Origin of the sequence: Actinoplanes sp. NPDC051861, assembly GCF_040681145.1 — a bacterium.
Classification (GTDB): Bacteria; Actinomycetota; Actinomycetes; order Mycobacteriales; family Micromonosporaceae; genus Actinoplanes.
Genome location: NZ_JBFAYE010000012.1, coordinates 217,458 through 244,399, shown reverse-complemented (window position 1 = coordinate 244,399; position 26,942 = coordinate 217,458). Strand labels below are relative to the sequence as shown.

General features: G+C 70.9%; 24 protein-coding genes. 13 read left to right on the top strand and 11 right to left on the bottom strand.

Annotated features, from left to right (window positions below; genetic code table 11):
* Position 1: 1 nt before the first annotated feature.
* A complete protein-coding gene (locus tag AB0M02_RS28635) occupies positions 2–2,119 on the bottom strand; it encodes a CBM35 domain-containing protein (RefSeq protein WP_364232167.1) in 2,118 nt (705 codons plus the stop codon).
* A gap of 138 nt (positions 2,120–2,257) precedes the next feature.
* On the opposite strand from AB0M02_RS28635, the gene AB0M02_RS28630 reads away from it, so the two are divergent.
* Positions 2,258–2,884 carry a DUF2625 family protein gene (locus AB0M02_RS28630; protein ID WP_364232164.1) on the top strand — a complete coding sequence of 209 codons (627 nt, stop codon included), beginning with the start codon at positions 2,258–2,260 and terminating at the stop codon, positions 2,882–2,884.
* A gap of 48 nt (positions 2,885–2,932) precedes the next feature.
* Positions 2,933–3,988, top strand: coding sequence for an SUMF1/EgtB/PvdO family nonheme iron enzyme (locus tag AB0M02_RS28625; protein ID WP_364232162.1), 1,056 nt, complete (start codon positions 2,933–2,935; stop codon positions 3,986–3,988).
* Here AB0M02_RS28625 and AB0M02_RS28620 read toward each other — a convergent pair.
* Together AB0M02_RS28620 and AB0M02_RS28615 are read right to left on the bottom strand one after the other, a co-directional pair.
* Entirely contained in the window at positions 3,943–4,986 is a 1,044-nt protein-coding gene (locus AB0M02_RS28620) for a LacI family DNA-binding transcriptional regulator (protein WP_364232160.1), read from the bottom strand. The genes AB0M02_RS28625 and AB0M02_RS28620 overlap by 46 nt on opposite strands.
* Before the next feature lie 28 nt (positions 4,987–5,014).
* Complete coding sequence (locus AB0M02_RS28615) at positions 5,015–6,076, bottom strand: iron-siderophore ABC transporter substrate-binding protein (RefSeq protein ID WP_364232157.1); 1,062 nt, start codon at positions 6,074–6,076, stop codon at positions 5,015–5,017.
* A gap of 73 nt (positions 6,077–6,149) precedes the next feature.
* Here AB0M02_RS28615 and AB0M02_RS28610 point away from each other — a divergent pair, with 73 nt between their 5' ends.
* Genes AB0M02_RS28610 through AB0M02_RS28600 form a run of 3 tightly spaced genes read left to right on the top strand, consistent with a single transcriptional unit; the run spans position 6,150 to position 9,053 of the window.
* The gene (locus AB0M02_RS28610; RefSeq protein ID WP_364232154.1) at positions 6,150–7,175 is read left to right on the top strand and encodes an iron chelate uptake ABC transporter family permease subunit; all 1,026 of its coding nucleotides are present in this window, start codon (positions 6,150–6,152) and stop codon (positions 7,173–7,175) included.
* Positions 7,172–8,227 (top strand): iron chelate uptake ABC transporter family permease subunit, encoded by a 1,056-nt coding sequence (locus AB0M02_RS28605; RefSeq protein ID WP_364232151.1) that lies wholly within the window; start codon positions 7,172–7,174, stop codon positions 8,225–8,227. Before AB0M02_RS28610 ends, AB0M02_RS28605 begins: the two co-directional genes overlap by 4 nt.
* Positions 8,228–8,240: 13 nt before the next feature.
* Positions 8,241–9,053 (top strand): ABC transporter ATP-binding protein, encoded by an 813-nt coding sequence (locus AB0M02_RS28600; RefSeq protein ID WP_364232148.1) that lies wholly within the window; start codon positions 8,241–8,243, stop codon positions 9,051–9,053.
* Here the strand turns inward: AB0M02_RS28600 and AB0M02_RS28595 are convergent, their stop codons facing one another.
* From AB0M02_RS28595 to AB0M02_RS28585, 3 genes are read right to left on the bottom strand one after another with little or no spacing between them, the layout of a single operon-like run.
* Entirely contained in the window at positions 9,054–9,920 is an 867-nt protein-coding gene (locus AB0M02_RS28595) for a helix-turn-helix transcriptional regulator (protein ID WP_364232146.1), read from the bottom strand.
* Complete coding sequence (locus AB0M02_RS28590) at positions 9,901–10,425, bottom strand: DUF6879 family protein (RefSeq protein WP_364232143.1); 525 nt, start codon at positions 10,423–10,425, stop codon at positions 9,901–9,903. Before AB0M02_RS28590 ends, AB0M02_RS28595 begins: the two co-directional genes overlap by 20 nt.
* Positions 10,422–10,625 (bottom strand): hypothetical protein, encoded by a 204-nt coding sequence (locus tag AB0M02_RS28585; RefSeq protein ID WP_364232140.1) that lies wholly within the window; start codon positions 10,623–10,625, stop codon positions 10,422–10,424. Before AB0M02_RS28585 ends, AB0M02_RS28590 begins: the two co-directional genes overlap by 4 nt.
* 159 nt (positions 10,626–10,784) lie before the next feature.
* Between AB0M02_RS28585 and AB0M02_RS28580 the strand changes: the two genes are divergently transcribed.
* Genes AB0M02_RS28580 through AB0M02_RS28570 form a run of 3 tightly spaced genes read left to right on the top strand, consistent with a single transcriptional unit; the run spans position 10,785 to position 11,469 of the window.
* Positions 10,785–10,949, top strand: coding sequence for a hypothetical protein (locus tag AB0M02_RS28580; protein WP_364232137.1), 165 nt, complete (start codon positions 10,785–10,787; stop codon positions 10,947–10,949).
* Positions 10,946–11,152 (top strand): hypothetical protein, encoded by a 207-nt coding sequence (locus tag AB0M02_RS28575; RefSeq protein WP_364232135.1) that lies wholly within the window; start codon positions 10,946–10,948, stop codon positions 11,150–11,152. Before AB0M02_RS28580 ends, AB0M02_RS28575 begins: the two co-directional genes overlap by 4 nt.
* Positions 11,149–11,469 carry a hypothetical protein gene (locus AB0M02_RS28570; protein ID WP_364232133.1) on the top strand — a complete coding sequence of 107 codons (321 nt, stop codon included), beginning with the start codon at positions 11,149–11,151 and terminating at the stop codon, positions 11,467–11,469. Before AB0M02_RS28575 ends, AB0M02_RS28570 begins: the two co-directional genes overlap by 4 nt.
* A 6-nt stretch (positions 11,470–11,475) precedes the next feature.
* Here the strand turns inward: AB0M02_RS28570 and AB0M02_RS28565 are convergent, their stop codons facing one another.
* Both AB0M02_RS28565 and AB0M02_RS28560 read right to left on the bottom strand, forming a co-directional pair.
* The gene (locus tag AB0M02_RS28565) at positions 11,476–12,750 is read right to left on the bottom strand and encodes an MFS transporter (RefSeq protein WP_364232131.1); all 1,275 of its coding nucleotides are present in this window, start codon (positions 12,748–12,750) and stop codon (positions 11,476–11,478) included.
* Entirely contained in the window at positions 12,747–13,313 is a 567-nt protein-coding gene (locus AB0M02_RS28560) for a metalloregulator ArsR/SmtB family transcription factor (protein ID WP_364232129.1), read from the bottom strand. The genes AB0M02_RS28565 and AB0M02_RS28560 overlap by 4 nt, the downstream gene beginning before the upstream one ends.
* 193 nt (positions 13,314–13,506) lie before the next feature.
* Between AB0M02_RS28560 and AB0M02_RS28555 the strand changes: the two genes are divergently transcribed.
* On the top strand, positions 13,507–15,822 hold the full coding sequence (locus tag AB0M02_RS28555) for a GH92 family glycosyl hydrolase (protein ID WP_364232126.1): 2,316 nt from the start codon (positions 13,507–13,509) through the stop codon (positions 15,820–15,822).
* Between the two features lie 36 nt (positions 15,823–15,858).
* Positions 15,859–16,785 (top strand): tachylectin-related carbohydrate-binding protein, encoded by a 927-nt coding sequence (locus AB0M02_RS28550; protein WP_364232124.1) that lies wholly within the window; start codon positions 15,859–15,861, stop codon positions 16,783–16,785.
* A 29-nt stretch (positions 16,786–16,814) separates the two neighbouring features.
* Here AB0M02_RS28550 and AB0M02_RS28545 read toward each other — a convergent pair whose 3' ends face one another.
* Positions 16,815–17,378 (bottom strand): TetR family transcriptional regulator, encoded by a 564-nt coding sequence (locus AB0M02_RS28545; protein ID WP_364232121.1) that lies wholly within the window; start codon positions 17,376–17,378, stop codon positions 16,815–16,817.
* Positions 17,379–17,391: 13 nt separating this feature from the next.
* Positions 17,392–19,779, bottom strand: coding sequence for a PEP/pyruvate-binding domain-containing protein (locus AB0M02_RS28540; protein WP_364232119.1), 2,388 nt, complete (start codon positions 19,777–19,779; stop codon positions 17,392–17,394).
* A 258-nt stretch (positions 19,780–20,037) separates the two neighbouring features.
* Here AB0M02_RS28540 and AB0M02_RS28535 point away from each other — a divergent pair, with 258 nt between their 5' ends.
* Positions 20,038–20,310, top strand: coding sequence for a hypothetical protein (locus tag AB0M02_RS28535; protein ID WP_364232117.1), 273 nt, complete (start codon positions 20,038–20,040; stop codon positions 20,308–20,310).
* A gap of 126 nt (positions 20,311–20,436) precedes the next feature.
* On the top strand, positions 20,437–24,408 hold the full coding sequence (locus AB0M02_RS28530) for a fibronectin type III domain-containing protein (protein ID WP_364232116.1): 3,972 nt from the start codon (positions 20,437–20,439) through the stop codon (positions 24,406–24,408).
* A gap of 6 nt (positions 24,409–24,414) precedes the next feature.
* Here AB0M02_RS28530 and AB0M02_RS28525 read toward each other — a convergent pair whose 3' ends face one another.
* On the bottom strand, positions 24,415–24,693 hold the full coding sequence (locus tag AB0M02_RS28525) for a hypothetical protein (protein WP_364232115.1): 279 nt from the start codon (positions 24,691–24,693) through the stop codon (positions 24,415–24,417).
* Positions 24,694–24,880: 187 nt separating this feature from the next.
* On the opposite strand from AB0M02_RS28525, the gene AB0M02_RS28520 reads away from it, so the two are divergent.
* A complete protein-coding gene (locus AB0M02_RS28520) occupies positions 24,881–26,941 on the top strand; it encodes a PAS domain S-box protein (RefSeq protein ID WP_364232114.1) in 2,061 nt (686 codons plus the stop codon).
* Position 26,942: the final 1 nt, after the last annotated feature.

The following is a 26,942-nucleotide window of genomic DNA, read 5'->3' as shown; positions in this document are numbered from 1 at the left end:
CTCAGCCGATCGGTGCGGCGATCTTGATGTAGTCGATGTTCGGGACGTAGCCGGCCGAGGAGTTGGCGAAGCGGATCGTGTTGGCGCCGGCGGTGAGGGTGACGTCGACGACCCTGGTGCGGTAGATCGACCAGCCCAGCGTGTTGCGGTAGTAGGTGCGCCCGGCGCTCGCGCCGTTGACGGTGAGGTCGGCCCAGCGGTCGACGATGTTGGAGTTGTAGTTCTCCGCGCCCGCGCCCAGCTCGCCGTTGGCGTATCCCACGACCAGCCGGTAGCGGCCCGCTGCCGGAACCGTCACGTTGGTGAAGGTGAGCGTGTTGGCCGCGCCCGCGCCCAGCCAGCCGACGTAGCGGCCACCGGAGGCAGCCGAGTCGCTGACGACCACCGCGGTCCCGGCCAGCTGGTTGCCGCCCGCCTCGGCCTGGTACGTGGTGATCGTCCCGCTCGTGGGCGTGACGTCCAGGTGGTCGACGTTGATGGCGTCCCGGTCGTCGCTCGCGTAGGCGCCCACGTCGATCCGGTTGATCCCGGCCTTGAGGAAGACCTTGGCGGTCACCGTGTTCCAGGTGTTCCAGTCGGCCGTGCCGGGCAGGGCGAGATCGGTCAGCGTGCTGCCGTTCAGCGTGATCCGCGCCGACCGGTTCGCCGGTGCGCCGCTGTAGGGGCCGGCGGAGTAGCGCAGGCCGACGTTGTAGTAGCCGTCATCGGCCGCCGTCACCACGAACCTGGTGGCCGCGTTCGTGCTGGCGCCGTACCCCTCGGTGAAGTAGGTCCCGGAGTAGCCGGTGTTGGTGCCGTAGGTGACCCGGGCGCTGCCGCTCAGCGACGCGTACTCGGCCTCGTACCGTTGCGGGCTGCTCCGGTCCGTGTCCGGTGTGACGATCAGGTGGTAGGCGCTCGTGCCCCTGAGGTTGGTGAGCGGGACGGTGATCTGGCCGTTGCTCGGGGTGAAGTCACCCTCGGTCAGCAGGTAGGGGCCGGTGTTCGGGTTGAGCCCGGAACTGTCGACGCCCCAGACCGTGACATGGCTTTTCTGGACGTTCCGGATGACGATGTCCGTGGCGTAGGTCGCGCTCGCGTTCTCGTTGCCGCCGAAGATCAGCCGCGCCTGCTTCTTGTTCGCGTCGTAGGCCGCGACGCCCTGCAGCGAGCCGTTGCGGTTCGGGGGAGTGACCGCCACCGTGTTGCCGGTCAGGTCGCCGTACCACTTGTAGAGCCACCACGCCCCGGTCGCCTGGTTGTTGCGGGTGACCAGGTCGTTCAGCCCGCCGGCGGTGGTCCAGTAGGCGAGGCAGCCGTCCACTTTGCTGTTCTCGAAGCGGGTCACGTACTGCACGAGGTTGCCGGGGACGCCGAGGTCGCCGGAGAACCGCGCGTACTCGTTGATCGAGATCGGCCTGGCGGAGATGCCGAGGTCGCGCTCGATGGCCCGGTAGTTGTCGTAGTGGTCGTACCAGCTGGTGAAGAAGTCGTTGTTGAGCTCGTGCCAGGTGGTGACGTCGGGGAGGACGTTGTTCGCCCTCGCGCTGGTCAAGAACGCCCGGATGTCCGCGGATCGGTATCCCGCGAAGTTCGGTCCCGCGATGCGCGCCTGCGGATCGATCGAGCGGATGCGCTGGAAGACCGTCCGCCAGTCGTTGATCAGGCCGTTCAGATTGTTCTGGTACCAGATCAGATCCGGTTCGTTGAAAGGCACATAGACGTACGAGGACCGATACGGATCAGCCACCACCTTGCGGGTGATCGTGTCCACCTTGGCCAGATACTCCCCGATCCCGAGGTTCTCGTACGGCCACTGCTGGTAGATGTCCTGCATGTAGATCTGGATGTCACGCCCACCGGCCCGCTTGAACATCGGCGCCACCTTGAGCGCGTCACCGTTCGGGTGCTGCAGCCCGTCCGGCGCCTTCTGTGCGGTGACCTGCGGCTTGAGCGCGGCGAGCATCGTCTCGTCGGGGATGCCCTCGTCGCCGAGCCCGTACAGGAAGCCGGTGGCCCCGTACTTGAGCGCCCCGGTGTTGGCGGCGAGGTCGACGACGAGCTGTGGGGCGGCGGCCGCTGCGGGGACAGCGGGCACCAAGACGGCGAGGAGAGTGAGGACGGTCAGGGGAACTCTCATGGCGCAACTACCTCCGGTTCGGTGATGTGACCGGTCACACGCTGGAAGCGAGTGTGACCGGTCACACGCCTCTCCCGATAGCCCCGTTACCGTTTCGTTACGGCGAGATGACCGCCACGGCCGTGAGAAGCTTCCGCAATGACTGAGTCGGCCTGGCCGGAGATGACGACAGCGGTGGCGGCGGCGCCCTATCCCGTTGAGGTGCTCCCGGTGGACCCCGAGGCAGCGCAGCGCTGCCTCGCGGCGTTCGGGATGTCGGCACGGTCATGGCTCGGCGCGGTGATCGCCAACACCGGCGGCCTGCTGGTCGACCACGGCTGGCTGCGGGTGCTGGGCAGCGGCAGCGGTCTGTTGCCGGACGTCGCCACCGAGGCCCAGCCGGAAACCGGCATCGTGGTCGTCGCCTACGACGTTCTGGGCGGCCAGTTCTCCTGGTTCCAGCCCGCACCGGGAGCCGCACCGACAATTCACTACTTCGCGCCCGACGACCTGGGCTGGCTGGACCTCGAGCAGGGCTATGCCGACTGGCTGCACGCCGTGCTGTCCGGCTCGCTGACCGCGTTCTACGAAACGCTGCGCTGGCACGGCTGGGAAGCCGAGGTCGCGGAACTCCCGCTCGACCAGGGCATACACGCGTGGCCGCCACCGTGGACCGCGGAGGGCAAGGATGTGGGCGCGGTCTCACGGGCGCCGATCCCGATGGCCGAGTTGGTGTCGTTCCATCACGACATGGCGCGACAGCTCGGTCAGCCGGACCCAGCGTGACCCATCTCCGCCGAGGGCTCCGGGCTCTGGTCCTTTGCCGTCGACACGGTGTTCCGCCTGGCGTGCGACAGCCGCCTGGCCCGGCACGTGCGGATCCGCGCGCTGTGCGTGGCCAGCCGCCTGCGTGACCCCCGCTTCTTCGGCGCCGACGGCCAACGGATCGCGCCGGACCTGTCCCTGGTCGTGGTGCCCGGTAGCACCGGCCGGGTCGGCACCGACGAGCCGCTTCCTCAGCGCGAGCCCAAACGGGTGCCGTCCAGCTCGCCGGTCGAAGTCACCGTCACACCGTTCGAGGTCAGCCGCTTCCCGGTGACCAACCAGGAGTACCGCCTCTTCTTGGAGGCCGGTGGCTACCACGACCCCCGCTGGTGGGCCGGCGCCGAGGCGGCCAGGTGGCGCACACAGGACGCGGACTTCGTCGACGAGCTGGTCCGGCTCTGGGAGGAACGCAAGAACCTGGACTTCGGCAAGGAGTTCCGCGAGCGCGAGTTCGCCCGCTACGCCGGCGAGTCGCAGCGGGTCGCTCGGCGGATCATGCGGCGCGACCGGCCGCTGTTCTGGGAGGACGCCCGCTTCGACCTGCCCACCGCGCCGGTCGTCGGCGTGAACCTGTGGGAGGCGCAGGCGTACTGCCGGTGGTTCCAGGAGCGGCTGCGCTCACGGGACCTGATCGGGCCGGCCGACGAGGTCCGGGTTCCGACCGAGATCGAGTGGGAGTGGGCGGCCGGCGCCTACTGGACCGGCACCCGCCGGGAGACCAACCCGGCGAAGTGCCTCACGCGCGACTTCACCGCCGGCGGCACCGCCACCATCACCCACTTCGGCGCGATCCCGGTCGGGTTCTTCTCGCTCGGCGGGCCTGTACCCCAGCAGCCCGAGGACATGGCCGGGAACGTGTGGGAGTGGGTCAGCAGCCGGTCGCTGCCGTGGACAACGGCCGAGGACCGGGAGGCGCTGGGTGGCATGGCTGAGCGCGGGGTCAGGGGCGGTTCCTGGTACAGCAGCGAGCCGCTCGCCACGCACGTGTCGTTCCGGCTCAACGACGTGCCGTGCAACGCCTACTGGGACCTCGGGTTCCGGATCGTCGTGCGCCGGGCCCGCTGACCGGCGGCCCCCGACGACTCCCGGATGATCAGCTGCGGTTCTTCGAGGACCGGGTCAGCGTGGGGGAGGCCGTGGATCTCGGCGGCGACGGCGGCGACGCAGGCGTGGCCCAGGCCGACGAAGTTCATCCGGACCGTGGTCAGGGCCGGGGTCCAGTAGGCGCAGCCCGGCACGTCGTCGAAGCCGACGATGCTGACGTCTCCCGGTACGTCGCGGCCGGCCTCGTGCAGGGCGCGGCGTACGGCCAGGGCGATGTCGTCGTTGCCGCACAGGATGGCGGTGACCGACGGGTTGGTGGCCAGGTCGCGGCTCGCGTGGAAGGCGGAGGTGACGTCCCAGCCGGCGGCGACCACCGGCGGTGCGGGGATGCCGGCCTCGGCCAGGGCGTCGCGCCAGCCGGCCTGGCGGCCCATCGTGCCGGTCTCCGACGGGATCGCCACGTGGTGCACGGTCCGGTGGCCCAGCGACAGCAGGTGGCGGGTGGCCTCGCGGGCGGCGGGTCGTTCGTCCAGATAGATCATGCGGCGGGCGACGCCGGTGAGACCGCCCGCCTCGGTGGCGGCCACCGCGGGCACGTCGCCGGGCAGCGCGCGCAGGACGGCCGCGCCGGCCGGGTCGAAGGCGACGACGATGACGCCGCCGGCGCTGGCGTCCCCGACATAGTCGGCGGCGGAGCGGACATCGGCGGGGGAGCCGGACTCGATGACGCGGATGCCGACCGGGAGCCCCTCGACGCGGGCCGCCTCCTCGATGCCCTGGAGCAGACGGGCGTAGCCGTACAGGACGGTGTCGGAGGTGAGAACGGTGACCGCGCCGGCCCGGCCCAGGTTGAGGGCGCGGGCGGCGCGGTTCGGCCGGTAGCCGAGCCGGTCGATGACGTCGAGGACGTGCTGACGGGTCTCGGGGCGCACGCGGGGTGAGTCGTTGAGGACCCGCGAGACGGTCTGGTAGGACACACCTGCCATCGCCGCCACGTCACGGATGCTCGGCTGACTCACCCCGACAGCGTACTGACCAGGGTGTGGGTCAGGACGCCGACGGCGCCGGAGCGGGCTGCGAGGCGCGGACGACCGGGGTGTTCGGGTCGCCGTCGACCGCGGCGGCCAGCTGCGGCACCAGGCCGTCCAGCAGGAACGGCAGGCTCAGCGGCGTGATGAACGACGTGGCGCCGCCGAGCAGCTCACCGTCCTCCAGGAACACCTCGCGTCCCTGCGTCTTCACGTCCAGCTTGGCGTAGAGCGGGTCGGCGTGGATCTTCGCCTTGTCCGCGTCGTACGCCGGGACGAGCCAGACCAGCGCGTCGGTGTCGAGCAGGTCGGTGCGCTCCTTGCTGATGCTGACGCCGAACTCCTTGCCGGTCAGCGCGTCCAGGTCGGCCGGCAGCGTGAAGCCCAGGTCCTTGAGCAGCCGGCCACGCGGGTCCTGGCTGCCGTAGACGTAGTAGCCCTCGTAGAGCGTGGAGATCAGCGCGGACTTTCCGGCGAACTCGGGCCGCTTGGCTGCCGCCAGCTTGCCCTCGACGTCGGCGACGATCTTTTCGCCGGCGGCCGAGCGGCCGACCGACTTGGACACCGTACGGACGGTGTCCTGCCAGCTGATCCCGTAGTCGATGCCGCCCTTCGGCTGCGCGACCACCGGCGCAATCTTGGAGAGGGTGTCGTAGTCGGCCTGGGTCAGCGCCGAGTAGAGACCGATGATCAGGTCGGGCCGCAACCCGGCGATCTTCTCGTACTGGATGCCGTCCACGTACGTCAGCACCTGGGGTTTGGCCGCCGAGCCGAGCTCGTCCTGCGCCCAGGGCCAGACCGCACCCGGGAACTCGCCGAACCACTCGGTGGTGGCGACCGGGACGATGCCGAGCGCGAGCAGGGTGTCCTGTTCGGTCAGGCCGGCGACGACGACACGCTTCGGCTCGGCCTTGATCTCGGCGGTGCCGTACTTGTGCTCCACCGTGATCGGGAAGCTGTCGGTCGCACCGGCGGAGGCGGCGGGCGCCCCGGTCTCGGCGGTGCCGGCGTTGTCGTTGGTGCAGGCGCTGATGGTCACAACCGCGACCACGGCCGCGAGGGCGCTGGTCAGACGGCGCATGGGATCCCCTCTCGAAAGCTTGTTCGAGGGGATAGTAGGTTAGCCTCACCTTATCCGTCGAGAAGGGGCCCGGATGACCGCGACCACCGTCGCACCCCGCACGCGGGTGCTGCGCAAACGGGTGGTCGTGCTCGCTGTGACGATCACGGCTCTGGCCGTCGCGTCCGCACTCAGCCTCGCCGTCGGGACACGCTCGGTCCCGCTCGCTGATGTGTGGCGGGTGCTGTGGGAGGCCGATGGCTCGGTCGCGTCCGACGTGGTCCGTGGGCTGCGGGTTCCCCGTACCCTTCTTGCCATCGGCGTCGGCGCCGCCCTCGGCCTAGCCGGGGCGCTTATGCAGGCCCTGACCCGCAACCCCCTCGCCGAACCCGGCCTTCTCGGGGTCAACCTCGGCGCGGCCACCGCGGTCGTCTCCGCGATCGCGTTCCTCGGCATCGCCAACCCGGCCGGCTACATCTGGTTCGCGTTCCTCGGCGCGGCACTCACCTCGGCCGCGGTCTTCGCGGTCGGCGGCGTCGGCCGCAACGCCACCCCGGAACGCCAGGTCCTCGCCGGTGTGTCGCTGACCGCCGTGCTCGGCGCGTACATCTGGGGTGTGCTGGTCACCGACGCGCAGACGTTCAACCACTACCGGTACTGGGACGTCGGCTCGCTCGCCGACCGCGACTCCGGCACGGTCGTCCGGGTGATGCCGTTCATCCTGGCCGGTGTCGTGCTGGCGCTCTCCCTCGGGCGCCGGCTCAACGTGCTCGGCATGGGCGACGAGGCGGCCGTCGCGCTGGGTGCCAGTCCCGGGCGGATCCGGCTGCTCGGCATCACCGCGATCACCCTGCTCTGCGGCGCCGCGACCGCCGCGGTCGGCCCGATCTGGTTCCTCGGTCTCGCCGTGCCGTACGTGGCACGCCTGCTCACCGGGCCGGACAACCGGTGGGTGCTGATCTACTCCCTGGTCGTCGGCCCGACCGTCTTCCTGCTCGCCGACGTCATCGGCCGGGTCGTGGTCGCGCCCTCGGAACTCGCCGTCGGCGTGGTGACCGCGTTCGTCGGCGCACCCGTCTTCCTCGTCATCTGCCGCCGCCGTCGCCTGGGGGTCCTGTGACCACGGCCGGCCCGGCCCGCCTGACCGTCCGCCGCGGGCCGGTCGCGCTGCGGCTACCCGTGCGCCCCCTGGTCGTCGGCGCGGCCCTCCTCCTGATCGCCCTCGTCCTCGGCCTGGTCAACCTCTCCTCGGGCGACCTGCCGGTGCCGGTGCCGGACGTCCTGCGCACCCTCGCCGGGCGGGGCGACGCGGGTACGGAGTTCATCGTCTACACCCTGCGCATGCCGCGCGTGCTGGTCGGGTTGCTGGCGGGTGCGGCGCTCGGCGTCAGCGGCGCCGTCTTCCAGACCCTGACCCGTAACCCGCTCGGCAGCCCCGACTTCGTCGGCCTCACCATCGGCGCGGCCACCGGCGCGATCCTGGCCATCCTCGTCCTGGGCTGGCGCGGCCTGCCGGTCGCGGGCGCCGCCGTCACCGGCTGCCTGATCACGGCGGTCCTCATCTACCTGCTCGCCTACCGCCGGGGCAGCACCCAGCCGTTCCGGCTGATCCTGATGGGCATCGGCGTCTCCGCGCTGCTGGAGGCCCTCAACTCGTACCTCGTCCTGCGCGCCCGCCTCAGCGACGCCCAGACCGCGCAGGTGTGGCAGATCGGCAGCGTCAACGGCGCCACGGCGACCGAGGTGGCGATGGCCGGGGTGCCGCTGCTGGTGATGCTCCCGCTGGTGCTGTGGCTGGGCCGCAACCTGTCGATGATGCGGCTCGGCGACGAGACCGCCGGACTGCACGGTGTCCCGGTCGAACGGACACGGGCCCTGCTCGCGCTGGCCAGCGTGGTCCTGGCCGCCGGCGCCACCGCCGCGTGCGGGCCGGTCGCCTTCGTCGCGCTGGCCGCACCGCACCTGGCCGCCCGGCTCAGCCGCGGACCGGGCGCGGGTGTGCTGCCGGCCGCCGCCATGGGCGCCGTGCTGATGGCGGCGAGCGACTGGGTGGCCCAGCGGGTGCTGCCCGAACAGGACGTGCCGGTCGGGGTGGTGACCGCCGCACTCGGTGGCGCGTACCTGACCTGGCTTCTGGTCAGGGAATGGCGACGCGGACGGATGCGGGGCTGAGGAAGTGGCAAGCATGGACGGCCGGTTGCGCGGGGAGAGCCTCACTTTGGCGTACGACGAGCGCGTCGTCGCCGAGAACCTGAGTGTGAGCGTCGCGGACGGCTCCTTCACGGTCATCGTCGGTCCCAACGCGTGCGGAAAGTCGACGCTGCTCAAGGCGCTGGCGCGGGTGCTCAAGCCGGTCAGCGGGACGGTGCTGCTGGACGGGGCGGGCATTACCACGTATGCCTCCCGCGAGGTGGCCCGCCGCCTCGGCATGCTCCCGCAGTCCCCGGTCGTGCCGAACAGCATCGTCGTCGAGGACCTGGTGGCCCGCGGCCGGTACGCCCACCAGCGGATGCTGCGCCAGTGGTCACCCGAGGACGAGGCCGCCGTGACCGAGGCGATGCGCCTCACCGAGGTCACCGAACTCGCCGACCGCTTCGCCGAGGAACTCTCCGGCGGCCAGCGCCAGCGCGTCTGGCTGGCCATGGTGCTCGCCCAGCAGACCGGCATCCTGCTGCTCGACGAGCCGACCACCTTCCTCGACCTGGCCCACCAGTTCGACGTCCTGGACATCTGCGCCGACCTGCACGACCAGGGCCGCACCATCGTCGCCGTCCTGCACGACCTCAACCACGCCTGCCGCTACGCCACCGACCTGATCGTGATGAAGTCCGGCCGCGTCGTCGCCCAGGGCCCACCCACCGAGGTGATGACCGCCGACCTGGTGGAAGACGTCTTCGGCGTCCCGTGCCGCGTCATCCCCGACCCGGAAACCGGCACCCCCATGGTCGTCCCCGCCGACCGCACCCGCCGCCGCGCGGTCCGCATGCCGGTTCAGTGATCAGGGGGTCATCGGGCCAGGCGGGGCTGCAATCGCAGCGGAGATCATCTGCCGCGCCTCGTGTCCATACGCCGCCTCGGCTTGCAGCCGCTCGAACATCGCGACATACCGGCCAATCTCCTGCGGCCGCGTCACCTTGATCGCCGCCGTGGGAGTTTCGAGCGCAACAGCGTTCTGATCAAAGATCCAGAAGCCCACCGTGGCGATCGCGAAGCGCTGAGCTCGGGCCGGGATGATGCCGACCGACACGTACGGGAGCCGCATCAGTTCGAGCAGGTGCTGAAGCTGGTCCGCGTGCTCCTCAGGCGTGCCGCGACGCGTGTGGAGCACCTGCTCGCCGAGGACGACAACGATCCGTTTGGCAGGCGTCAGCGCCGCGGCGGTGCGTTGCACCTTCATCGCCACTGTGGCGTCAGCATCGTCCGGCGCGCCCAGGAATTCGTACCAGAAGAGCAGCATCTGGCGGATATAGGACTCGGTCTGAAAGATGCCCGGCATGACGGTTGGTTCGTGAATGCGGAACAGCGTGGTCGTCTGATAGGTGGCGATGGAGTGAAGGTCGCCGAGGCGGCGCATGCCGGCGCGGGCTTGTCGCGCCCATTCGAGATAGGCGGATTCGATGGACTGGGCCGTGGCCAGCAGATCCGGCAGCTGATCCTCAGCCGCACAGGCCGCAGCCCAATCTCGGATATTGCGTTCGGTCGGCGGTTGTCCGCCGTTCTCGATGCGGCTGATCCGCGTGAAATGCTGCCCTGTGGCGGCGGCCAGCTCCTTTCCAGTGAGGCCGGCAGCCTTCCGCAGGTTCCGAAGGCGCGCGCCGAGCTCCTTGCGCGCCTGGTGAACGGAACTACTCGGATCGTTGTTCAACGTTCGGCTTCGTCAGATCCCAGACCGCCGAGAACGCGGTCATGCATGCCTGCACGATCTGGGGATCCTCGGCTATCTCGAAGGATGCGTTGGTGCCGTTGCCCGCATAGTGCAGGAACAGGGCTGTCTCGTCGTCGAAGACGTAGAAGTCGCCGCTGCCCGGCAGCATGACGTCGACGAGGCGAGGACGGCTGACGTAGCGGATGTCCTCGCCGGCCTCGACGAAGAGTCGGACGTGGCTCTTCGTCCACTGCTGATAGGTGCTCAGCGGCTCTGAGACGACGCGGGCGCGACGGCAGGTTCGCCCCGCTGCGCGGTGGCTTTGGAGCATGTCCAGCCACCACCCGAGCCAGGCGTAGTCGTCTGGTTCGCCGCTGGCCCATTTCGCCATGTGCGGCAGCTCAACCTCGGTGCCGTACGCATCGCGCGTCTCCAGATGGATGAAGGACCGCTTGATGCCTCGACACAGGGTGTTGAGGTCGTCGTAGGTGGCGGGCCGGCTCACGACTGGCGCTGGAAGAACGGGACGAGGCGGTCAGGGATCTCCACGCAGGACTCGCCGGCGGGGATGTCCATGGCGTCCAAGGCGTCCGTGTCGGTCACAACCCAACCCTGCACCACCCAGGAGCCGCGATCGGTGCGGTAGAGGGTCGGAGATCCGCTGGGCTCCGATCCGGGGTCCTTGGCAACGAACGTCAGCTTCACCGAGGCCTCCTCGTTGTGTTCGGGGCATCCGTCGTGACCAATGGTGGCGAACCGAATCCACTCGGTCAATCTGCAAATTCCTGCAAACAGCTAGAGGGTGATCTTGTCCGCTTCGTACGGTCGCCCACCAAGGCGTTTTGGCGAGCGGAGGCGACGACCATGGTCAGTGAAGCGAAGAAGCCTCAGCGGCAACGGCAGTGCCGCGACGACACGGCGGTCACCGAGAACTCCCAGATCATGGAGGTGGTCAAGCACGAAGGGCAGCTCGGCGCGAACCGTGTAGTTGCCTACCTCAACGGTCAGCGCCCGGACGGTCCGCGATGACGCGCGACTTCCCGGCCGACCCGGCGGAGGCCACCGAAGTGCTACGCGCGGAGCTACCCGGCTGGACCGTCACCCACTCGGGCCGCCCCCCGATTTACCGGGCCGTCCGCACCCGAGCCAACGGTCACTCGACCGTCGAGGCACCCCATCCCGCGGTCGTCGCCAGCACCATCGAGACGTACTTCGACGAGGTTTCGTCATGACCCCCAGACGAGGCCAACTGATCGTGATCCGAAGGCAGGGCGCCCCGGATCGCCGGATGCGCTGCAAGGACTCGCGCAGCGCACGCCTCGGCTGGCTGCAGGTGTCCGGCGAGATGGTCGACGAGCCCCCACGGCACCGAGGGGAAGGCGAGCATGCCTGGTTGTCGATCTGCGTCCAGCCGACCGATGAGCCGGGCGTGTATCAGGGCGTGCCGTACTTCGAGCTCGCGCCGCCGGGGCCCGAGCTGGCCGAACGAAACATCGCGGCCATCGCCGCCAACCGCGCCCGATCGGTCGCCCGCCGAGCCGGCGCCTGAGTGGCGTCAGCCGGCCGTCTGGTCGACCAGGCTCGGGCTGGACGGCTCACCAACCGGAGCGACAGCGGATGTCGGCAGGTCGCGGTGGTGGCGTAGCGGGCCGAGCAGCAGGATGCCGGACGAGGCGACGAGCAGGCTGGTGGTCAGCCAGAGTGCGGGGCGCAGGCCCAGGGTGGTGCCGAGGAAGCCGCCCAGCAGGGCGCCCAGGGGGATCGTGCCGTAGTTGACCAGGTGCATGGCGGTCAGGACGCGGCCGAGCAGGTGGCGTGGGGTGTACATCTGGCGGAAGCTGCCCTTGATCACGTTGCCCACGGTGACGCCGATGCCGATCGTCACGCCGGCGACGACCAGTGGGGCCAGGCGGAGGCCGGGGCCGGTCAGCGGGATCAGCAGCGCGGACGGTGACGTCGTCATCAGGGCGGCCAGCATGCCGTGCGCGGTGCCGAGGCGCTGGGCGACCCGGGTGGCGATCAGTGCGCCGAGCAGGCCGCCGGTGCTCATCAGCGCGACGACCACGCCGACCGCGCCGGGGCTGAGGCCGACCTCGCGGACCAGGAAGACGACGAGGATCGCCTGGTAGCCGATCAGCGCGAGGTTGGCGACCGCGCCGTACGCGGCGAGGACCCGCAGGTAGGGGTCGTGTGCCAGGAACCGCAGGCCGGCGCCGAGTTCGGCGCGCAGGGAGCGGCGGGTGGACGCGGGCCGGTGCGGCTCGCGGTGGTGCATGGCCAGCAGGCAGATCACCGAGATCAGGAAGCTGAGCGCGTCGGCGAGCAGGCCGGCGACCGCGCCGAACAGCTGCGCCAGCAGGCCGGCCGCGCCGGGGCCGGTGACCTGGGCGGCGGCCTCGGTTCCCTGGAGGCGGGCGTTGGCAGCCGGTAGCCGGGCGTTGTCCAGCAGGGACGGCAGGTAGACCTGGTAGGCGGTCTCGAAGAACACCGAGACCACGCCGGCGAGCAGCGCCGTGGCCAGCAAGTGCCCGATGGTCAGCACGCCGAGCGCGGCGGCGACCGGCACGCTGAGGAACAGCAGGAGTCCGGCCACGTCGCAGGTGAGCAGCACCGGGCGGCGGGGGAGCCGGTCCACCCAGACGCCGGCCGGCAGTCCGATCAGCAGCCAGGGCGCCCAGACCGCGGCCTGCAGCAGGGCGACATCGAAGGTGGACGCGTCGAGGGTGCCGACGGCGACGAGGGGGAGCGCGACCGAGGTGATCGCGCTGCCGAGGCGGCTGGCGGTCTGCCCGGCCCAGAACAGGCGGAAGTCGCGGCCCAGGGGGGTCACGGCTGTCCCGGTACGCCGTACGCGTACACAAAAACGGCCCGCCGCTCCCCGCCCGGCGCCCGTCCCCGCCAGCGGTCGAGCACCGCGCGGATCTCCTCGCCCACCTCGCGCAGCTCCTCCGGCGTGAGGTGCAGCCACTGGTCCATGGAGAACGCGCTGTCGCCCCACCGCTGCTGGTCCTCGTCGGGCGCGGCGAACCAGGCCCGCACCTGCTGCGTGTGGTGATCGAGGTTGAGCGACTCGGCGGCCTTGACCACGGCGGTGGTGGCCGGGTCGTCGCCGAAGTCGCTGCTGGACCAGCTCACCGCCCGGGAGACGAGTCGCCACCAGCGTTCGCGGCGGTCGCGTGCCAGCTCCGGTGCCTCCTCGATCAGGCCGCACTCGCCGAGCACGCGCAGGTGGTGGCTGACGTTGCCGATCGCCTGACCGGTCGCGGACGCGAGAGTGCTGGCGGTGGCTGGGCCGCCCACCTTCAGCATGTCCATGAGGCGCCGCCGCAGGGGGTGTGCCAGCGCGGCGAGCACCCGCGAGTCGGTGACGCGGCGGACCTCATCGCTTGTCATGCCCCGAGTCTGACATGCACAAGACGCATTGCACAACAGCTCTTGTGCATCGCCGCCGGCGGGCGGGCGATCCGTGGTGTGTGGAGTTGGGGTGCGTGGGTGGGCCGTACTCCACACGCGGGTTGATGGTTGAGGGGTGAGAAGTAAGGAAAGGTTCATGAAGGGCGCCATCACGGCCGCCTAGGTTCGATCCATGTCGATGAGAATTCTGGCCGTGCTGGCGCTGACCCTGAGCGGGTCCGTCAGCGTTGTCGCGCCACCCGCGGACCTGGTGAGCCATGTGGACCCGTTCATCGGGACCACCCGCGGCGGCAACACCTGGCCCGGCGCCACCCGGCCGTTCGGGATGATCGCCTGGAGCCCGACCGCGAGCAACGGCGACCAGACCAGCGCGCCCGCGTCGAACGGCTACGACTACAACGTCACCAGGCTGCGCGGCTTCAGCCTCACCCACGTGAACGGCGCCGGATGCGCGCCCGGCGCCGCCGGTGACGTGCCGATCCTGCCGTTCACCGGCGCGGTCGACTCGTCGCCGACCGCCGACACGAAGGACGCCAAGTACGTCGCCACCTGGTCGCACGCGAACGAGACGGCGGCGCCCGGCCGCTACACGGTCACCCTGGACGACGGGGTGCGTACCGACCTGGCGGTCACCACGAGGGCCGGTGTCGGTGAACTCGACTTCCCGGCCGGTAAGGAGGCCAACCTGCTGTTCCGTACGTCGAACTCGCTCAACGGCAGCGAGGACGCCGAGATCACCATCGACCCGGCGACCCGGACGGTGAGCGGCTCGGTGCTCACGGGCGGCTTCTGCGGGCGGCGCGGCAACGGGGGCGGCGACAGCAACCCGAACCGGCGCTCGTACTACCGGCTGCATTTCAGCGCCACCTTCGACAGCGCCTTCACCGGCACCGGGACGTGGGTGAACAGCACCCTGACGCCGGGCGGCACGACCGCCACGGGTGGCGAGGGCTATCTCACCGGCGCGAACCGGGCGGGCCGAGGGTCGGGCGGCTGGGTGTCGTTCGAGCCGGGGGCGGACGTGCGGATGCGCGTCGGGATCTCGTACGTCAGCAAAGAGAACGCCGCCGCGAACCGCGACGCGGAAATCCCCGGCGGGACCACCGCCGACGCCGTCGCCCTGCAGGGGCGTGCCGCCTGGAACACCGAGCTGGACCGGATCCGGGTGGCCGGCGGGACCGAGGCGCGCACCACCGCGTTCTACACCGCCGTCTACCACTCGCTGATGCAGCCGCAGACCATGAACGACGTCGACGGCCGCTACCTCGGCGCGGACATGAGGGTTCACTCGCTGCGGCCGGGGCAGAAGGCCGTTTATGGCACGTTCTCCGGCTGGGACCAGTACCGCGCGCAGATCCAGTTGCTCGGCCTGCTGCGCCCGGACGTCGCCGGTGACATGGCCACCTCGATGCTCGACTTCGCCGCGCAGAACAACGGCGTCTGGGACCGCTGGCTGCACCTCGGCGCGCCCACGCACGTGATGACCGGCGACCCGGCGGCACCCACGCTGGCCACCTGGTACGCCCTCGGCGTCCGCAACTTCGACACCACCGCCGCCCTGAACTCCCTGGTCCGGCAGGCCACCGTGCAGAACCCGGACGCGCTCTCCGACGCCGGTTGCCCCGGCCAGTGCCTGGGCCAGCGGCCGACGCTCAACACGTATCTGGCGCTCAAGTACGCCGCCAACGACATCTGCCACTGCTGGGGCGGCGCGGCCGAGACGCTGGAGAACTCGCTCGCCGACTTCTCATTGGCCATGTGGGCGCAGCGGGCCGGCCGCAGCGACCTGTACCGGCAGTTCCTGCCGCGCGGCGACTACTGGAGGAACACGTTCAACCCGGCGACCGGCTACCAGCAGGCGCGCCGGGCGGACGGCTCCTGGCAGCCCGGCTTCACCCCGAACACCGACGTCGGGTTCGCGCAGGGCTCCAGCGCCACGTACACCTGGATGGTCCCGCAGGACGTCTCCGGGCTGGCCACGCTGATGGGCGGCCGGGACGCCGCGGCCACCCGCCTGGACGGCTTCTTCACCAGCGGTTACGACCCGACCAACGAGCCGGGCATCCACGCGCCGTGGCTCTACAACGGACTCGGCAAGCCGTGGAAGACGCAGGAGACCGTGCGCCGGCTCGCCGACACCGTTTACGGCACCGGGCCGGGCGGCCTGCCCGGCAACGACGATCTGGGCACCATGAGCTCCTGGTACGTCTTCGCCGCGATGGGCATGTTCCCGCAGGTGCCGGGACGGGCCGAGATGCTGCTGGGAAGCCCGCTGTTCACCCGCGTCGAGCTGCGGCGCAGCAACGGCGTGACGCTCACGGTCACTTCGAACACCACTGAGACGTACGTCCAGAGCGCGCGTCTCGACGGTTCCGCGCTCTCCCGGTCGTGGCTGCCGGAGTCCTTCGTCCAGCGCGGCGGCACGGTGTCGTTCACACTGGGCGGCACACCGAACCAGTCGTGGGGGACCGCGCCCCGAGACCATTAATCACTGTCGATCATATTTCGGTCCTACTCTGAGGTCATGACTACCATGACGCGAAGATCGCTGCTCATGGCAGGAGCAGCGGGGGGCGTCGCACTGGCCGGCCTGGCACCATCGGGGCCGGCCCATGCGGCGCAGACGAAGAATCTGCTTCTGGCGGGGCAGCACGGCAATCTGACCCTGGTGACACCGACCGGTGCACTCAACATGTACTACCACCCTCGCTGGGCGGAGGGCCTGGCCACGGTGACCGGGCCGTTCCATCGCGGTGACGGGTTCGACGCGTTCGGCTGGATGGCGTCGGTGGGCGTGGGCAGCGACAACCTCTACATCGCTGTCAACGGCTCCGGCGTCTACGGCTACTACTGGAAGAACGACGTCGGGCGGTGGGCGAACGGCGGCTCGCGGGTGAACGTCGCCGACCCGAACGGCGCCGGCTGGGCGAACCTCGCCAACCTGATCAGCGGTGGCTGGACGTGGAACTCCAGCGGCACGCCCGGGAGCCTGTTCTACACCATCGACGGTGCCGGCCTGCTGTACTGGCATCTCTACATCGGTGTGCCCGGCGAGGGTGGCTACTGGGCTCCCAACAGCGGCGGCTGGATCGGCTCCGGCTGGAACAGCTTCCGCCGGGTGACCGCCTCGCCCAACGGCGTGCTGTACGGCATCGACAGCTCCGGTGTCATTCGCTGGTACCGCTACAACTGGCCGACCTTCGGCGGGTACCAGGACTGGCATCCGGGCTCCAGCGCGATCGTCGGCTCGGGCTGGTTCGGCGGGACGTACGGCTATCAGACCGTGCAGTCCACCGGAGCGAGCTCGATCGCGGGCTGGACCGGCGGGCTGTACATGGTCGACAAGAACGGGAACCTGCGCTGGAACCGGCACATCGGCTGGTACGACGGCTCGCCGTCCTGGGCGTACCCAACCGGCGGCGGCGCCGTCATCGGCACCGGCTGGATGTGACGACCGGCCGGCACTGACGCAGGTTCGACCTAGCTGAACAGCAGGTCGAGGTGGGCGTCGAGAGCGGAGAGTGCCTGCTCGGCGGTGTACTGGCCGCCGAGCAGGTACAACCCCAGGCCCTCCATCAGCGCCAGCAGGCCGGCCGCGCGTGCCGGGTCGGGTGCCGGGAGCAGGGCGGTGATGAAGCCGGCCATCTGGGCGGTGCCCTCGTTGAGTGACGGGTCGCCGGAGGGGCGGACCGCGGTGTAGGCGAGGAACGCGAGCGCCACCCGGCCGATCGCCCGGGACTCGTCGTCGAGGGGGAGCAGGGCGGTGAGCAGGGTGCGCAGGAGCGGGCGCGGGGCGGGGTCGGGGCCGAGGGCGGCGATCGCGGCGTTCACGCGGGCCTCGCTGCGGACGTGGACGGCCTCCAGCGCGAAGCGCATCATCTCATCTTTTGTCCGGAAATAGTGTTGCACCATCCCGGCCGAGACGCCGGCCTCGGCTGCCACGTGCCGGAGGCTGACCGCTTCCAGGCCCTGTTCCGCGGCGACCCGCATGAGCGCGTCGGCGATCTGGGTGCGCCGTTCCTGATGATCGACCTTCCTGGGCATGACGCCGATGCTTTCACGCCGCCGTCACGGTTCCGGAAGCACCGTCCACGGTGATCAGTTGTCCGGGTTCGATCACCGTTGTGGCGCCCGGGACGCTGATCACGGCCGGGATGCCGTACTCGCGGGCCACCGTCGGGCCGTGTGCCATGATCGCGCCGGTCTCGCTGACCAGGGCCGACGCGGTGAGGAACAGCGGCGTCCAGGCCGGGTCGGTGGTGGCGACCACGAGGACGTCGCCGGGTTCGATGTGGGCGGTCGCCGGGTCGTGGATGATCCGCGCGGGCCCGGTCGCCCGCCCGGCCGAGGCACCGACACCGCGCAGCCCGCCGTGCGGGCCGTCACCGCGCAGCCCGCCGTCGTGCAGGCCGTCACCGCGCGGGCCGGCGCCGGGGCTCGCGAGCAGCAGCGTCTCGACGTCGGTGCCGTCGGACAGCAGCGCGACCGGCACGTGCCGCCTGCGGAGCTCCCGCGCATGGACCGCCCGGCGCTGGGCAACGAGTTCCCGCTGGTCAGTGGGCTTCTCCAGGACGGCCGCGACCTCGTCGAGATCCAGGAACATGATGTCGTCAGCCCTGCCGAGGATGTCCTTGCCGGTCAGCTCGGCGCCGATCAGCAGGAGTTGCTCGCGCACGGCACGCAGGTGATACAGCCCGGCGAACTTGCCGGACTCGCGCAGCCCGAGCAGGGCGCGGGCGCGGCGCAGGAGGAAGACGGCCAGGGTGCCGCGGACCGGCCTGCGCCGGCGGACCCTTCGGGCGAGATCCAGGAGCATGGCTTCCGCTTTTTCTTGCGTACGGCGAAAGCGCTCCTCCGGTGACTGATCCGGATCGTCGACGCGCAGATAGTTCGCGATCGCGGCGAAGACCGGAGCCGGGTCCTCGTACCAGCGTGGCACGCCGAGATCGGCCTCGGCGGCGCCGCGGTGGCCGTACACGTCGAGAAACGCGGCCAGCCCGATGTCGGGGAGGTCGCCGTTCGCGAAACGGGCGGCCAGTTCGGACGGCGGCGTGCCGAGCAGCAGGTCACGATGCTGATCGGCGGAACGCGCCAGCCGCCACAGCGCCAGGTCCATCTCGATGGTGACGTTGTGCGGGAGGCCGCTGAGGACGGTGTGGATCTCGGAGGGCTCGGCGATGCCCTTGAGCAGCGGGCCAGGTGCGGCGGCGGCGAGGAGTCCCGCGACGATCGGCCAGGTGATGTCCTCGGAGGAGTCGCCGGTGTCGTTACTCCGTACCCATGCAAGTTTTTGCGAAAGATCCGCGGGAGCGGCGGCAGTGAGCTCGAGCCGGTCGACGGCCGCCTGAAGCCGCCGGCGGGCGGCGCCGGGACGCGCCAGAGCGCGAGTGATCCCGGAAAGCGCGCGCCCGGCGGTCCGGAGATCGGGCTTGACGCCCTCTGCGGTATCCGCCGGTGCGAAACGCGGATCGGTCAGCACGTGTTCCATCGCGGCCTGCGCGCGCGGCCCGAAGTCGACGGCCAGCAGCTTGACCAGGCGCTTGCGGGTGGTGCGGTGGCGGGCCGGACCGGTCAGATCGCCGTAGAGCCGCCCGCCGATGTCGACGATCTCGGCGCGCATGCCGAGCGAGGCGGTCATCGCGGCGATCACGCGCTTGAGGTTGGCCATGCCCATCGGTGTGGCCGGCTGGAGCATGCCCTGGACGTGCCCGAACTCCAGGTAGACCCGGGTGCCGGGCGCGGCCGGGGGCAGCGGGAAGAGCGTGGTGATCGGCCTCGCCTGCAGGATCCAGAGGGTGCCGTCGCCGTCCAGGGCCCACTCGATGTCCATCGGCTCCCGGTCGGCGATCCGCGTGCCCGCTCTTTTCAGCTCTTCCAGCCAGCCCTCCACGCCGCCCGCCTCGGTCAGGACGTGATGATCGGCGTCGGCCGTGCCGTCGACGACGCTGGTGCCCGAGCCGGCCTCGACCAGCATCTCGGTGCGATTGCCGGTGAGCGGGTTCGCGGTGAAGAGAACGCCCGTTCTTTCTGCCGCGACCATCCGCTGGACGATCACCGCCATCCCGACGTCGCCGGTGACGTCGTGGGCCGCCCGGTAGCTCACCGCACGCTCGCTGTGCAGCGACTCCCAGCACTTGACGATCGCTTCGTGGAGCGCCGGAACGCCGTCCACGTGCAGAAACGACGAGTGCTGGCCGGCGAAGCTCGCGTCCGGGAGGTCCTCGGCGGTGGCGCTGGAGCGCACCGCGACCGGCCCGCCCAGCTCCTCGTAGGCCGCGATGATCTCGGCCTCGGGCAGCGCGCCGGTGCGGTGCGCCTCGGTGGTGACCACGAAACCGGGCGGCACGCGCTCGCCGCGGCGGATCAGCTCGGCCAGGCCGGCCGCCTTGCCACCGGCCACTTCGACATCGGTTGCCTCGGACAGCGGGATGACGATGCTCTTCACAATGCAACTGTATTGCAAAAAGCTGTCGGGCACCAGGCAGCCCCGGGATCGGCGGAGCCCTATCTTCGGGGTGTGGACGTCTCGCCTCTGTCGCCGACGACGTCGTCGCATGACCGATCCGAAGGCACCGCCCGCGACGAATGCCTTGTGCCCGCTCTCGAAAAAGTGTCATACCCCGGGGCTAGCGTCAGCGATGAGAAAGCATCAGCCGGCTGGTCCTAACCATCGAGAGAGCGCCGCACGGAGGAGGAGATCACGATGACCACCATGCTTGCCGCGGCCCGCGCCGAGGCCCTGTTCACCAGCCACCTGTCCACCGGCAGCCACCCGTCCGGTGACATCGTCGCCGAGGCGATCCGCGACGCGGTGCGCGCCCACGGCGGCGTCCGCGGTTGCGCCGCGGATGTCGCCTTCGAGTACGGCGACCACCCCGAGATGGCCGCGCCGCGCATGCGGTGGGCCCTCGACCTCGTCCACACCCTCTACGGCGACCGCGGCCCGCGGTGCGTCGGCTGGGCCCTCGTGGCCTGACGTCGCCCTCGACCTCCGGGTTTTCGCCCGAAGCGGCGGATTTGCGTCGATAGTGAGACAAGGGCGCGCTTTCACGTTTCTGCCGCAAGGCGCTCTCGTCGAGCGGCCGCGGGGGAATGGAAGCGAATGTCGGGGGAACGGGTGCGCCGGGCCATGGCCCGGGTGCTGGTGGTCGGTCTCGCCGGTCTGTCGACGCTGATGGGGGTGAGCACTCCCGCCCGCGCGGCGACGGGCTCGCTCCCCGGGATCGCGACCTGGCTGGTCAACACGAACAGCGGGGTGGTCTGGCGGATTGCTCCCGACGGCACGGCGACCTACCAGGATCCGTCCTCGGGTTTCGCGGCCGGCGTCGCGGTCGGCGACGACGGCTACGTCTACGCCAGCCTCGTGGTGGACAACAAGGTGATCCGGTTCGCTCCCGACGGCACCTGGACCGACGTCCCCTTCAGCCCGCTGAACACTCCCGTCGGCCTCGCGATCGACAGCGCCGGCGCGCTCTACGTCGCCGACTCCGGTAACGGCCGGGTCCTGAAACGCACGGCCGGCGGTGTCGAGTCCGTCGTCGGCTTCTCCGGCATCGTGAACCCGCAGGCGGTGGCGATCGGGGCGGACGGCGCGATCTACACCGTGGACTTCCTCCAGAACGGCTCCGGCAAGCTGGTCAAGCTCCTCAACAACGTCCAGACCGTGATCACCACGACCGGCATCGACTACCCCGCCGACCTGGTCGTCGACGCGGCCGGCAACGCCTATGTTGCCGCACCCGGCCTGGGCGACTTCGTGAAGGTGGCGCCGAACGGCACCAGGACGGTCCTGGCCACCGCGGTCGGCTACCCGGGCGGAATCGAGGAGCACGACGGCACGGTCTACGGATCGAAGAACTCGTTCTTCGAGATCTTCGAGCTCGACGGCGCGACCAACCCCACGCGGATGACCGGGATCCAGTTCCCCGGGCCGCTGCGGATGCGCACCGTGCCGGAGCCGCCGAGCTCGGTGACCGCCGTCGCGGGCAACACCACGGCCACCGTGTCCTGGTCCGGTGCGACCGACAACGGCGGGGCCGCCATCGACTGGTACACGGTCACGTCCAGTCCGGGCGGCTTCACCTGCACCTCGCCGGGCGGGGCGTCGTGCACGGTCAACGGGCTGACGAACAGCACCCCGTACTCCTTCACGGTGAGCGCGTCGAACACCGGCAACAGGGTGGGGCGGTCGGTCGAGAGCGCACCCTCGAACACGGTGACCCCGTCGCTGGCCACCGCACCCGCCGCGCCCGTGATCACCCAGGTCATGGCCGGCAACGCGCAGGCCACGGTGCAGTTCCAGCCGGCAAGCGACGGCGGCAGCGCGGTCATCGGATGGCAGTACTCGCTCAACGGCGGCCTCAACTGGACGCCGCTCGCCGTCACCGACATCGGCGGCGGCACTCTGCAGGGTGTCCTCACCGGCCTGACCAACGACACGGTCAACACCTTCCTGCTGCACGCGTTCAACGGCGTGGGGACCGGCGCCGACGCGACCGACACGGCGTATCCCGTTCCGGACTTCCCGGGCGCGCCGAGCCAGCTCGTGATCGAACCCGGTGACCAGCAGGCCACCCTGGTGTTCGAGCCGGCGTCCACCGGGGGCGGGACGCTCACCTACCAGATGTCGGTCGACGGTGGCGGGTGGAACAACGTCGCGGTCACCCCGACCGGTGGCGGGGCCACGACCGTCGAGGCGGTGGCCGGGTCGCTGACCAACGGGACCACGTACACGATCGCGGTCCGGGCGACCAACAGCCGCGGCCCCGGGCCGGACGTCTCGGACACGGTCGTCCCGGCCGCGGTGCCGGACGCGCCCACCGCGCTGGCGGCGACCCGCGGGGACGGGTCCGCGCACCTGGTGTTCGAGCCGCCGGTCAACACCGGCGGAGTGGCGATCAGCGGGTACGAGTACTCGCTCGACGGCTCCAACTGGAACACCCTGAACACGACAGCGACCGGGGGCGGCGCGACCAGCCGCGAGTCAGACGTCGGGTCGCTGACCAACGGGACCGCGTACACGATCCACGTCCGCGCCCGGAACAGTGCGGGCCCCGGCGCTGACGTGACGGACACGGTGACACCGGCGCGCGCGCCGGACGCGCCGACCGCGCTGGCCGCCACCCGTGGAAACGCGCAGGCCACGCTGCGGTTCGAGCCGCCGGCCGGCGACGGAGGGGACACGATCAGCGGGTACGAGTACTCGCTCGACGGCACCAACTGGGCCATCCTGAACACCACGCCGACCGGTGGGGGCGCGACCACTCTCGACGCGACGGTGAGTTCGCTGACGAACGGTCAGGCGTACACGATCCGGGTCCGGGCGCGGAACTCCGCCGGGCCGGGCGCCGCGGACAGCGACACCGTCACGCCGGCCACCGTTCCGGGTGCGCCGACCGGACTGGACGCGACCGCGGGCAGCCAGTCCGCCGATCTGGTCTTCGTGCCGCCGGCCGGCGACGGCGGGGACGCGATTCTCTCGTACGAGGTGTCGATCGACGACGGAGCCAACTGGAGTCCGCTGGCCGTGACGCCGGTCGCCGGCTCGCTCAGCGCGCACGTCGGCTCGCTGGTGAACGGGCAGTCGTACCCGATCCGGGTCCGTGCCGTGAACAGCGTCGGCGGCGGAGCGCAGAGTGCCGCCGACACGGTCGTGCCCGCCACCGTGCCGGTCGCGCCGACCGGCCTCACCGCCGCGCCCGCCCCGAACAGCGCCGTGCTGGTGTTCGAGCCGCCGGCCGACCCCGCCGGTGCGCCGATCACCTCCTACCAGGTGTCCACCGACGACGGCGTGAACTGGAGCGCTCTGCCGACCACGGCGACCGGGGGCGGGGCGACGACCCGTACCGGCACGGCCACCTGGCTCACGAACGGCACCGCGTACACGGTCCGGGTGCGCGCCGTGAACAGCGCCGGCCCCGGGCCCGCCAGCGCTTCCGCATCCGTCACCCCGGCCACGCCGCCGGGCCCGCCGAGCTTCTTCTCGGCCGCGCCGGGCGACGGGTTCGCGTCGCTGACGTTCCGGGCCCCGGTCAGCACCGGGGGATCGCCGGTCACCTCCTACGAGGTGTCGGCCGACGGCGCCACCTGGACTGCCGTCGCTCCGACGGTCAGCGGAAACGTGCTGATCGGCACGTTTTCCGGCCTGACCAACGGGGTCGCGGTGACGCTGCAGCTGAGGGCGCGCAACGCCGTCGGCGCGGGTCCTGTCAGGTTGACGTCGGTCACCCCGATGGGCGTTCCCGGCGCGTCACCGAGTCCGTCCGTCGGTCCGTCCGTCAGCCCGTCGCCGACAGCCAGTCCCACCGCCAGTCCCACCGCCAGTCCTACGGCCAGTCCAACGGCCAGTCCTACGGCCAGTCCCACGCCGAGTCCGACTGCCGGGAGGCCGGCCGCGCCGCGGGGCGTCGTCGCGGAGGCGGGCACCTCGTCGATCACCGTTCGGTGGAACCCGCCGGCCGACGCCACGGGTGTCACCGGATACCGCGCGGTGGCGGACCCCGGCCCGGCCACCTGCGTCACCACCGGCACCAGCTGTGTGCTCGGCGCGCTCGCCGGCACCGCGTACACCGTCACGGTCGTCGCGGAGTCCGACCGGGGTGAGTCGGTGCCGTCCGGCTCGTCCGGTTCGGTCACGCCCGTCGCGCCGCCGGTCACCGGCACCCAGCCGGAGACGAGCGGCTCGCTCACCACCGACGAGGGTGACGTGGACGGCCTCGAACCGGGCCGGGAGCTGACGATCGTGGGTGAGGGCTTCGCGGCGTACTCGACGGTCACGGCCACTTTCTACTCGACGCCGGTCGCCCTGGGCACCGGGGTGGCGGACGCCGACGGGGCGGTCCGCATCACGGTCTCCGTCCCGGAGAACGCCGCGCCGGGCGACCACGCCATCATCGCCACCGGCGTGGACCCGTTCGGGCAGCCCCTGGCGCTGAAGCTCGACGTGACCATGAGCGAGCCCGGCACCGGCGAGCCCGATCTGCCGACCACCGGCGCGTCGATCCTCTGGCTCCTGGTCGCCGGTGCCGCCGTCACGCTGACCGGCGCGGCCCTGAGAACGACCATCCGGAAGTGAGGAGAGTCAGAGAACCGCGCGGAACTCCGGCCACGTACCCCAGAACCGCTCGACCTCTTCGATGATCGGCTGCATCGTGGTGACGATGTCGTGCGGCACCGGAGTGCCGTCGTCCCAGCGCGGTGTGTTCGGCAGGTAGTAGAGCCCGCCGCGAACGCCTGGTTCGACACCCAGCGTGAGCACGTGCCCGTCGACCTCGAACTGCCGGGCGAAGCGTCCGTGACTGCGCAGGATGGCGCCTGAGTGATGCTGTGCGACCTGGCGCTGCAGCTCCTGGACGGTCATGGTGTCCTCCTCTGTCGCGGGGGTGTGACCCCGGTAACAAGGGATACGCTGGGACACCGAGGCTGGTTCACTCCATTTCCCGCCTGAATGGGTCACGCAGAGTTGCGGGATGCGGATTCCGGCAACCCGGTCGATGCCCGACTTGCCATAGTATGGTGTGCGACTTTCGCGGCTCAGACGGACGACGGTGTGGCGCTTCGCGGCCGCCCCGATCGCGGTCTGGCTCGTGCTTACGCTCGCCGGGGTTACCGGCCTGATGCTGCTGGAGCGAAGCGGCCGCGACACCCTCGCCCAGCGCTTCGACCTGCGGGTGCAGCTGGTGTCCGACTTCGTGACGAGCTACGTCGCCGACCTCATCGACCGCGAGCGGGTGCAGGCCGAGGCGTTCCTGACCGAGCCGGTCGTCGACGAGCGGGACTTCTTCCGGTCGGTGAACGCGTTCGGGTACCCGGCCGCCGTGCTGCTCGACGATCAGGGCCGGGTGCTGCACATCGCGCCGCGCAACAAGTCCATGATCGGGCGGCGCCTGGCCGAGAACTACCCGCACCTGCGCGTGGCCAGCGTCGAGGGGCGGGCGGCGGTGTCGCCGGTCGTGCCGTCGGCCGCGAAGGGGCTGCCCGTGGTCGGGTTCGCCGTGCCGTTCGAGACCCCGTACGGCCGGCGGGTCTTCTCCGGCGCCGTGGAGATCCGGGCCAGCCCGCTCGGGTCCTACCTGGCGTCGGCGATCTCGATCACCGGCGTCAAGGTGCAACTGGTCGACGCGACCGGGGCAATCGTGGCGGCCAACCACGAGCTCACCGGCTCCATGCCGATGCTGTCGGCGCTGGAGCCGGACCTGGACCGCGCGCTGCAGCGGAGGAATCTGGGCCGGTTCCTGGTGGATGGCGACTACTGGCACTTCGCCTCGCAGACCATCGCGGGCACGCCGTGGCGGCTCTCCGCGACCGTCGCCGAGGACGTCCTGTACGCGCCCCTGGTCGGCAGCAAGTTCGGTGGCCGCGCCGCGCTCGTCGCGGCGGCCGTCGTGGGGCTGTTCGTGGTCGCCGCGGCCGGCCGGGCCCGGGGCAACCGCCGGCAACTGGAGTCGAGCGAGGAGCGGTTCCGCCGGGTGTTCGACAACTCCGGCAACGGCATGATGCTGGCCGACCCGGACGGCCGTCTGCTGCGAGTCAACCGGGCCCTGTGCCAGATGCTCGGCTGCGCCGAGGACCGGCTGCTGGGCCGTCCGTACACCGCGTTCACGCACCCGGACGACGTGGGCCCGTGCGCCGCCGAGATCCGCTCGTGTCTCGCCGGTCGCATCGACGGCTTCACGATCGAGAAGCGTTACGTGCACGCCGACGGCCACACCGTCGCGGTGTCGGTGAGCGCCACCCTGCTGCGCGACGAGCAGCAGCGCCCGCAGTACTTCACGGTCCAGGCCATCGACATCACCGCACGGCGGGCCCTGGAGCGGGCCCGGCGGCAGCACGAGGCCGAGCTCGCCGAGCGCGCCGACCAGCTCCAGCAGGCCAACAACCAGATGGGCGACTTCATCGCGATGCTCACCCACGACGTGCGGCAGCCGCTGAGCGGCGTGGTGAGCCGCGGCGAGATGCTGCTGGAGAGCTGGGCGGACATCGACGACGAGGTCAAGCAGCGCTACGTCAACCGGATGACCGCGGCCGGGCACCGGGCGGACCACATCGTCACCGAGATACTCACCCTGGCGCAGCTGGACGCGGGGGCGATCACCGCCCGGCCGGTGCGGGTCGACCTGCACGAGGCGGTACGCCAGGCCGTGAACGCCGCGGACGCCACGTTCACGGTGACCGCCCCCGACGAGGTCCCCGGGTTCGCCGACCCGATCCACCTGCAGCTCATGCTCGGCAACCTGCTGAGCAACGCGGTGAAGTACGGCAAACCGCCGTTCGAGGTGACGGTGACCCGCGCGCAGGAGGTCGTCGAGATCCGGGTCAGCGACCGCGGCGAGGGCGTGCCGGAGGAGTTCGTACCGCATCTGTTCGACCGGTTCGCCCGCGCCGGCACCGGCATCGCCACCGTGAAACCGGGCACCGGGCTGGGCCTGCATTTCGTCCGGCAGCTCGCCGAGACGAGCGGGGTGACCGTCGGATACCGCCCGCGGGTTCCGCACGGCGCGACCTTCGTGCTCACGCTGCCGGCCACACCGCCCGCGAACGGCGGGCGCCGTCCGGTCGCGATTCCCCGGAACACGGCGCCCGCCGCGGGCGGTCACTCCCGAACGTAGG